Below are 8,830 nucleotides of genomic sequence, written 5' to 3'. Positions count from 1 at the left end.
TTTACGGAATTAGGTCGACCACTTACCCAAGTTACGCCTTAAATTTGGCTCAATTAGGGGCGCTTTGCATTTCAAATCTTTGTGCAACAAAGCCCTATGACTATGGTTTTGTCAGAAGAGCTTTACCTGGCGAAATATTTAGCTTAATAGGGGTGGATCCAACTTATAGACATGTTCGCCTAGTATCGATTGTTTTTTTATTTATAATATTCTATCTTTTTGCTAGAATTACATATATTTTCTTCAATAAATTAAAATTTAATAATAAATACATTATAATTTTTTCATTATGTTTTTTCAGCCTATCCTTTTTAACTTCTCAATGGGTAAGAGAATTATCTCGCTTCGATCATATTGGCCAAATAATCTTATTAATTTCAGTTCTACTTATATTAAAAAATATTAAAAAATCCATTGTTCTAATATTTATATTTCTAACATTGCCAATAATGGCTTTAACGCATGAAGCGATGCTGGTATTTTTTGTTCCAACTTTAGCCTTTATTTATTATCAGAAATATAGAAATATAAGCCACATTTTTTTGATTGGGGCAGAATCTTTTATATTGCTGGTCACTGTAGTTATCTATGGAAAGATGTCTGCTTTCCAGGTTAATTCAATTATTGAAACCTTTATGTATTATGAACATTTTCAACCTTATGCAGTAAGTACATCATTACTAACTTTAAAAGAAAACTTCACAACTAACTATCAAACTTTTTTTGAAACCAAAGCATATTTAAAAATATTTTTTACCTTTCTATTTTGCACACCTATTCTTTTATTTGTTAAAAAAAGCACAGATAAAAAAACTTTTCTTCTAATCTTATTCTTTTCAGCATCACCCTTAGCTCTAACATTAATAGCATTTGATTATATTAGATGGATTGCTTTATTCTTATTTAACCTATCTATAATATTTATGTCATTAGCAATAATGAACAAAATTGACAAAAATCTAATAGCATCAAACTTCATGGATCTTAAAAAATTCATATATTCCTATGCCGTGATTTCACTATTACTAGGCCCTCTAGGAATAGGTAATACATTTGTAAATCACTATGAAATAAATCGTCCTTGGGAAAAAAGAGAACAATGGAATCAGGATTTACTCATTAAGCTAAATGATCCAATTCCTTTAGCTAATATTAGGTTAAGTATTGATGATGTCAATTCAATCACACAACTTTATTTTTTAAACAAAGAAAAAATTAAACAAGAGAAGCTAAACAAAATGGTTATCAGTTACTACAAAGAAGCTTCAAATGAAGGGAAGAGTGATGCCCAAAACACTCTTGGTTTTTTCTATTTTCATGGAATACATACAGCTTTAAACTATTGCTCTGCATTAGAAATGTTTAAAATGGCTGCTCAAGATCAAAATAAGCATGCCTTATATAACTTATCTCTTTTATATAGAAACGGGATTTGTATCGAAAAAAATATTAAAAAAGCGAATAATTTATTAATACAAGCTTCTTACCATGATAATGATTTGGCTAAATTCATGTTAGCTATTAATTATTTTCATGGTAAGAATGGGTTTATTAAAAACCCAAAAGAGGCTTTAAAAATATTAACAGAACTAAAGAATAAAGGAAATTTACCAGCAGAAATGTCATTAGAAGTACTTAAGTTGGAGTAACATTAAATTTTTAAGTCCAATAGATGAAATCGTAGTAAGGTACTTTTACAGTTTTAGCTATCTTTAAGAATAGCTGAAACTGACATAATACAGCTTTTACGTTTTTTTAATCTTTATATCAATGCCTTAAAGGAAGCCATTCTAGAATCCAACGCACTGGAACGGCTTTTACTTCCTCACGATCTACGTTTATTTTTAAACCATTCGTTAAAATAAAAAGGAAGCCTCAGCTTCCTTTCCTACTACCTAGAACTTAGATGCCATATTTTTCGCGATATGCCTGCATATTAGCCAAAGCTTCTTTTTCGCCTTTCGCATCCAAATAATCCATCAAATCTTTCATGGTAATGAGCGCATGCACTGGAATTTCCAATTCTTTTTGCACTTCCTGAATCGCAGAAAGCTCACCTTGACCACATTCCTGACGATCTAACGCCACCAACACACCTGCAATGGTCGCACCTGCATTTTTTAAAATCGTCACAACTTCACGAATCGCAGTCCCCGCAGTGATCACATCATCAATGATCCAAACCTTTTGACCAGCAACCGATGCACCAACCAACATGCCACCTTCACCGTGATCTTTGGCTTCTTTACGGTTAAAACCCCACGGTATGCTCTTACCATGTACTTGAGATAACGCCACTGCTGTCGCTGCAACAAAAGGAATCCCTTTATACGCTGGACCAAAAATCACCCCAACATTGTCACACTGAACCAATTTATCCGCATAGCCTTGTGCTAAAAGCGAGAGTGCTTCACCATCATTGAGCAAACCTGCGTTAAAGAAATAAGGACTGACACGACCTGATTTTAAGGTAAACTCACCAAATTTAAGCACACCACGTGATAATGCGAGTTCGATAAAAGCTTGCGGATGAAATGACACAGGCGTTGTCATATAAGGTGCTCCAAATTCTTCAATTGAGGTTAAACAGACGTATGATACCAAAGGATAGCTATCCAAGTGATGTAAAAATTCTTCGAGTCGTTTCAATTAATGTGAATGGACTACGCGCATCCGTAACCAAAGGACTATTGGAGTGGTTAGAACAGTCCGATGCTGACGTGGTATGTATGCAAGAAAGCCGCATCACGCATGAGCAATGGACCGATAAATTCAAACCTGAAGGCTGGTATACCCACCTGTTCCCGGCTGAACGTGCAGGCTATGCAGGCACGGCGATTTATAGCCGTCTGCCCTTTGTTTCAGTGAAAAATGGTTTGGGTTTCGAACTGGCAGACTCGCAAGGTCGTTTTATCGCAGCTGAATTTGATTTAGGGCTGTCACATCCTGTTCATATTGCCTCGTTATACTTACCATCAGGATCAAGTGGTGACGAAGCACAAGCACGTAAAGATTTATTTCTACAAGAATATGCCCAAATACTAAAACAATGGCGAGATGAAAATAAATCGATCATCGTGTGTGGTGATTACAATATCGTGCATAAACGCATTGATATTAAGAACTGGTCAGGCAACCAGAAATCATCAGGCGTCTTGCCCCATGAACGTGCATGGCTTGACCATATCTATGATGAATTGGGTTATGTCGATACTTTCCGTGAAGTACGACCTGAAGCAGAATTATACTCATGGTGGTCAAATCGTGGACAAGCCCGTGCAAAAAATGTCGGTTGGCGTATCGACTACCACGCCTGCTCTCCAGACTGGAAAGCACGTACTGCAAACGCTTGGGTCTATAAAGAACAATGGTTTAGCGACCATGCACCTGTAATTATTGACTATAAAATACACGATTAAGTGAACAGTTGTTCACTTTGACCGCTTCTTTAACTTACATGCTATGTCGTTTTTTGTGTATTTTTATTTAGCTGCTGTATCGGCATTATAGCTGCACGGCACAGGGAAGCGGTCAGGATGACCACAAAAGGATAGGACGCCGTAGGAAGACAAAATAAACTTAGTTTAAGTTTATTTGCAAGGATGAGACATTGGACGTTGAAATGAGACCCGCATGATCAGGATGATTAAATGCGGGTTTTCTCTTTTTGTACTTTGCGTTAGGCTGTCATTGATATTTTTTTATTTCCCGATGGTTTTCAGCATGTTTAAAATTTACGGTATTAAAAATTGTAATTCGATGAAAAAAGCCTTTGATGCGCTACAAGCAAAAGGAATCGATTACCAGTTTCATGATTATAAAAAACAAGGCATTGATGCTGCGACTTTAGAAGTTTGGTTAAAAGACATCGGCGCAGAGAAAGTCCTGAATAAAAAGGGCACTACATGGCGCAAATTGACGGCGGACGAACAAGCTCTCGCCACCAGCACTGAACAAAATCTGATTGAGGCTTTAATCGCACAGCCAAGTTTAATTAAACGTCCAGTCCTACAAACGCCACAAGGCTTTGTCATCGGTTTTGATGAGGAGACTTATCAGAACTTATCTGATTAAAGCAGACATCACAAAAAACCGAGTCATTTGACTCGGTTTTTTTCATTCATAAAACGAGCTTAGTTAGAACGTACCCAAGTTTGGTTACGACCCAGTGCCGCAACACCGATATAACCGCGTAATTTCAGCTTTTGACCACCGTCAGTGAGTTCAGCTTTGAGTTTATAGGTTTTACCATTTTTTGGATCAACGATAGAACCACCATCATAATTTACACCACCTGAATTTTTCAGGTTGCGAACAATGACTACACCATTCAGAGATTTATTATGAAATGGACCTTCACATTTCGTACAAACGCTTTCTTGGCCAGGGACTAAATACTTCTGAATCGATGCAGATAATGAACCGTCCTTTTGTTCAGTAAACTTGACGATCGCTTTTGGTTGCTTAGTTTCATCATCAATGGTTTGCCACACGCTACCGTGTAATGCATCCGCCGCATTGGCAAAAGCGGTCAAACTAAACAATCCTAGTGCTAAAGCAATTTTCTTCATTTTTGTAATATCCTTAATGGGTCTTTTAAGACTAAGAGTATTGAGAACTTCCATTAATATTGCAATTCTTGATTGTGACTATTAGGTACAATCTGAACAGCTACAAAACACTGTTCTGATCACAACAAAATGTGGACTAAAATCAAGCATTCTCTTAGTTGTATACTGCTCTAACAATATGGAAAAATTATGAAATTTGGTACTGTTTGGAAATATTATTTTACTGAATCCCTACTCAAAGCGACCATCCGTACACCGAGTCAGTTCAATCTAGCACCGAATGCTTTGCGTCCTGTATTGGATCAATTGTGTCGCTTATTTCCACATAATCCTAATGCACGAATTCGTCCTTTGCGTTTGGCAGGTATTCGTGGTGAAGAAATTAAAACCCAAGCCGCGGCAACTCAGCTCATTTTTCATATTCATGGTGGTGCTTTTTTCTTGGGAAGCCTCAATACACACCGTGCTCTAATGACTGATATTGCGGCATGTACACAGATGCAAGTGATTCATATCGATTATCCTTTGGCGCCTGAACACCCGTTCCCAGATGCGATCGATGCAATCTTCGACGTGTATCAAACACTGCTTGTTCAAGGGATTAAACCCAAAGATATTATTGTTTCTGGTGATTCTTGTGGTGCAAATCTCGCATTGGCACTGTGCTTGCGTCTCAAACAACAACCTGAGTTGATGCCAAGTGGTTTGATTCTAATGTCACCTTATTTAGATTTGACTCTCACCAGCGAATCACTGCGTTTCAATCAAAAGCATGATGCCTTACTTTCAATTGAAGCGTTACAAGCAGGCATCAATCATTATTTAACCGAAGATATCCAAGCGGACGATCCTCGGGTATCACCGCTATTTGATGATTTAACAGGTCTACCTCCGACACTGGTTCAGGTTGGATCAAAAGAGATTCTATTGGATGATTCAAAACGCTTCCGTGAGAAAGCGGAACAAGCCGATGTCAAAGTGATCTTTAAACTCTATACTGGCATGTGGCACAACTTCCAAATGTTCAATGCATGGTTCCCAGAAGCCAAGCAAGCTTTAGCAGATATTGCTAAATTTGCACATCGACTCGATCGTGACTAAACACCTTCAAGTTGTGTGAAAAATGGTCAGCTATCGCTGGCCATTGTCATTCTTGATTCACTTTTGTCATCATAAAATATGATTGATTGGATATTTAGATAATAGTCTATTTCTCAAAGAATTTTTCCCGTCCTGATTTGCACTCAAAAGCTTAAAACCAGACTTTTTTCTCATTCTAAAGATGCTATTGTTATTTTAATTAGCGTTTCTTGATCTTTCTGATGACGAATTTACATTCATAAAGTCTCTTAGGAATCTCATTGCATATAAGGATGCATGCCAATGATAAAGATTCATTTTAAGCGTTTAGTCAATCGAGAAAAATGGAATTTCTCGCAATTTTGGGAACATGAACCACTGATTAACTGGAACATGTTAAAGAAATCTATTCTGCTGCTCATACTTGCTGCTTTTATGACCCTTTTCGGGATTGTTTGGGATGTGCTGGTCTTGCTCAATCCCATCACATGGCAGTGGGTAAATTTACCGTTGGTTTATTCCAAGTTATGGACCAACGTGATTATGCTGATGGTCTTTTTAAGCCTAATCGTGCCTTGCTATCGCTACAAAGACCAAGCTTGGGCACATGAAATCATTCCTATTTTAACTGTGCAGCTTTTTACTGTGCTGCTCTGCCATACCAGTTATTTGATCGGGAGTTTTAGCCCTGCCACCATGGTGGTGTACGTCAGCGTCGTCGCAGTTGGATTGGTTTTATTTAATCGCAAGATGATTTATTGTGCGCTAGTGCCTGCCACCATTGCATTATTATTTTGCAATTTTCTCAGTATGTTTGGCGTGCTTCAGTACGCACCGTTATTTAAACCAGAAGTTCTCAATCAATCTGAGATGCATCCCTTTTGGGTTATGAGCATGCTGTTTTTTCTATTACCAATTTTGATTGCCTGTTTATTTCTATTTGAAATTTTACTGACCCAATGGCGTTCACGAGAGTTGGCGATTCAGCATCTGAGCCGTCTCGATCCTCTCACCGATGTGTTAAATCGTCGTAGCATTAGTGCTTATCTAGAAAAATTACATCAACAACCCAACTCGTTATATTCAATTGTATTGCTTGATCTGGATCATTTTAAAAATATTAATGATCATTTTGGACACAGCATGGGAGATCAGGTTCTCATTCAAGTCGCGAACTGCTTAACCAAGCATTTACGTGATCAAGATATGATTGGTCGTTTTGGTGGGGAGGAGTTCATTTTATTGTTGCCACATACCACCACCACTCAAGCGCAAAATATCGCGGAACGTTGTCGTGTGGCGATTGCGAACCTACGTTTTGTGGCAGAGGATCAACAAGCGTTTTCGGTCAGTGCCAGCTTTGGGATCAGTAGTTCACTCAGTGCCGATGAACCGCATCTCATTATTAGTCAGGCGGATCAAGCACTCTATGCGGTGAAAGCGGCTGGACGGAATCAAGTCCAAATTTTTGAAGATTTGACGAGTAGCTAACAGTTAAAAATAAGACTAAGTTAAAGGTGTTGTAATCCTGAATAATTGCTCGACATCAATCACTTCATCTGCAAGATCTTTACATTCTTGAGCGTGTGTAATCACGATTAATGTTTCAATATGTTCATTGAGGAAATTTAAAATCCTGATACTTGTATGTGAATCCAGTGCTGAGGTTGGTTCATCTAAAATGAGCACTTTAGGTTTCTTTAGCACTGCACGTAATATATTTAAACGTTGCTTTTCACCACCTGAAAAACTTTTCAAATATTCATTGATGTGATCATCTAATGAAAGATTTTTATCTGAAAGAAGATGTTGTAGATCAAAAATTATAAGCAGTTGTGATATCTCATCATCGGTATAAGCATACTTCGCGTTATAAATTAGGTTTTCTCTTAAAGAGCCAGTAAAAATAGAATAGTTTTGTCCAACAAAGGCCACCTCATCAAAAATTTTAGTAGAGTACTGTTTAGTTATGTCTAGATCTTTATAAAATAACTGCCCTCCCTTTAACTTATAAGCACCTAGCATATAATTAATTAAAGTTGATTTCCCAGTTCCAGTCTTTCCAATAATCACGTACATCTTATTCTTATATAAATCCAAATTTACTTCAGCACTTAGCTTGCCGCCGACTTCTAACAATGCATTCTTAAATGAAAATAATAAATGATCATTCTGATACATTTTATTATTTAACTCGTCTTTTTCAAACTCAAAGTAGCTATAAAACTTTTCTACTGCTACAGCATTACCTGCAAGTAAGTTAATTTGTTGAGAGATCATAAGAGATGGCATGGTTAGCATCATGATATAAGAGCTAATCATCACCATATCGCCTGTGGTTATTTTTCCTATGGAAAACAACTTGGTTGAAAGAAGTAAAAAACCAAGCAAGAAGAGAAAGATAAAAGCAATTTGGAAGACCATTAAACAAGCAATTTTTAAATGGCTATTGAAACTTTGATCAATAAATTTTTTTACATTCCTCTTGAAATAATCAACTTCAAAATCAACAGCATTGTTCACTTTGATCTCATAAGCATTATTTATCTTTTCAAGGAACTTACTGTTTAAAATATTTTTTATTGAATATAATGGTTCATAATATTTTTTACTCTTCCTATTGATAAAAACCGAGATCAAGAACAGTCCAAATGCTGTCCCAAGAAAACCTAAAGCAAAAATCACACTAATATTTACACTAAGAATATAAGTAATAAAAATAAGCTGTAATACCACAGGGAAGAAAGCAAGCAAGAATGCAAAAGTGATCATAGAAAAAGCATTACTTGCTCGTACTGCCTCGGCATTGAATATACCAATATCGACTTTATCTTGCCTCGATTTTTCTATTCTAAGATAGTTTTCCAAACTCGCAATGAGTACCGAAGTCTCTTGTTTTGCACTAATCAAGCCACTTAGCGCATTTTTAACCCATTCAATAATCTGAGACAAAAACCAAGCAAGGCAATATGAAACCACTAAAACATAGATGTAGTTAATACCTTCATTTTGATGAGTACTGTCAATAATAAGCTTAATAAAGTAAGGAAGAATAGCAGTAATAAAACTCGTGGCAATAACCAAGCCAATCAGAACAATTAAATGTTGCTTCTCATTTTTATAAAATTTATTGGAAACACGCCACATTGCTTTATAAGTTTTTAAAAACACCGGGCAGT

General features: G+C 36.6%; 8 protein-coding genes. 5 read left to right on the top strand and 3 right to left on the bottom strand.

Going from position 1 to position 8,830, the window contains the following annotated elements; genetic code table 11:
* Nucleotides 1-1,649 (top strand): sel1 repeat family protein (locus tag MMO38_RS10665; protein ID WP_241323524.1); only part of this gene is annotated, 1,649 nt, incomplete at its 5' end.
* A gap of 253 nt (nt 1,650-1,902) precedes the next feature.
* On the opposite strand, the gene pyrE is transcribed toward MMO38_RS10665, so the two are convergent.
* Nucleotides 1,903-2,553, bottom strand: coding sequence for an orotate phosphoribosyltransferase (pyrE, locus tag MMO38_RS10660; protein WP_004673479.1), 651 nt, complete (start codon nt 2,551-2,553; stop codon nt 1,903-1,905).
* 41 nt (nt 2,554-2,594) lie between these two features.
* Here pyrE and MMO38_RS10655 point away from each other — a divergent pair, with 41 nt between their 5' ends.
* Nucleotides 2,595-3,419 (top strand): exodeoxyribonuclease III, encoded by an 825-nt coding sequence (locus tag MMO38_RS10655; protein WP_241323523.1) that lies wholly within the window; start codon nt 2,595-2,597, stop codon nt 3,417-3,419.
* A gap of 304 nt (nt 3,420-3,723) precedes the next feature.
* A complete protein-coding gene (locus MMO38_RS10650; RefSeq protein ID WP_241323522.1) occupies nt 3,724-4,074 on the top strand; it encodes an arsenate reductase in 351 nt (116 codons plus the stop codon).
* Nucleotides 4,075-4,133: 59 nt separating this feature from the next.
* Here the strand turns inward: MMO38_RS10650 and MMO38_RS10645 are convergent, their stop codons facing one another.
* On the bottom strand, nt 4,134-4,571 hold the full coding sequence (locus MMO38_RS10645) for a DUF2147 domain-containing protein (protein WP_241323521.1): 438 nt from the start codon (nt 4,569-4,571) through the stop codon (nt 4,134-4,136).
* 189 nt (nt 4,572-4,760) lie between these two features.
* Between MMO38_RS10645 and MMO38_RS10640 the strand changes: the two genes are divergently transcribed.
* Together MMO38_RS10640 and MMO38_RS10635 are read left to right on the top strand one after the other, a co-directional pair.
* Entirely contained in the window at nt 4,761-5,672 is a 912-nt protein-coding gene (locus tag MMO38_RS10640; protein ID WP_004673485.1) for an alpha/beta hydrolase, read from the top strand.
* A 282-nt stretch (nt 5,673-5,954) separates the two neighbouring features.
* The gene (locus tag MMO38_RS10635; RefSeq protein WP_241323520.1) at nt 5,955-7,142 is read left to right on the top strand and encodes a GGDEF domain-containing protein; all 1,188 of its coding nucleotides are present in this window, start codon (nt 5,955-5,957) and stop codon (nt 7,140-7,142) included.
* A 15-nt stretch (nt 7,143-7,157) separates the two neighbouring features.
* Here the strand turns inward: MMO38_RS10635 and MMO38_RS10630 are convergent, their stop codons facing one another.
* The gene (locus MMO38_RS10630; protein WP_241323519.1) at nt 7,158-8,822 is read right to left on the bottom strand and encodes an ABC transporter ATP-binding protein; all 1,665 of its coding nucleotides are present in this window, start codon (nt 8,820-8,822) and stop codon (nt 7,158-7,160) included.
* Nucleotides 8,823-8,830 lie beyond the last annotated feature (8 nt).

It is taken from the genome of Acinetobacter sp. NIPH 1852, assembly GCF_022549455.1.
Taxonomy (GTDB): Bacteria; Pseudomonadota; Gammaproteobacteria; order Pseudomonadales; family Moraxellaceae; genus Acinetobacter.
This window is presented reverse-complemented; position numbering and strand designations above follow the sequence as displayed.

Bases quoted from the DNA above. Each gene is read 5' to 3' on its own strand.
- pyrE (WP_004673479.1), bottom strand. From the start codon at position 2,553: ATGACAACGCCTGTGTCATTTCATCCGCAAGCTTTTATCGAACTCGCA.
- MMO38_RS10655 (WP_241323523.1), top strand. From the start codon at position 2,595: ATGATACCAAAGGATAGCTATCCAAGTGATGTAAAAATTCTTCGAGTC.
- MMO38_RS10650 (WP_241323522.1), top strand. From the start codon at position 3,724: ATGTTTAAAATTTACGGTATTAAAAATTGTAATTCGATGAAAAAAGCC.
- MMO38_RS10645 (WP_241323521.1), bottom strand. From the start codon at position 4,571: ATGAAGAAAATTGCTTTAGCACTAGGATTGTTTAGTTTGACCGCTTTT.
- MMO38_RS10640 (WP_004673485.1), top strand. From the start codon at position 4,761: ATGAAATTTGGTACTGTTTGGAAATATTATTTTACTGAATCCCTACTC.
- MMO38_RS10635 (WP_241323520.1), top strand. From the start codon at position 5,955: ATGATAAAGATTCATTTTAAGCGTTTAGTCAATCGAGAAAAATGGAAT.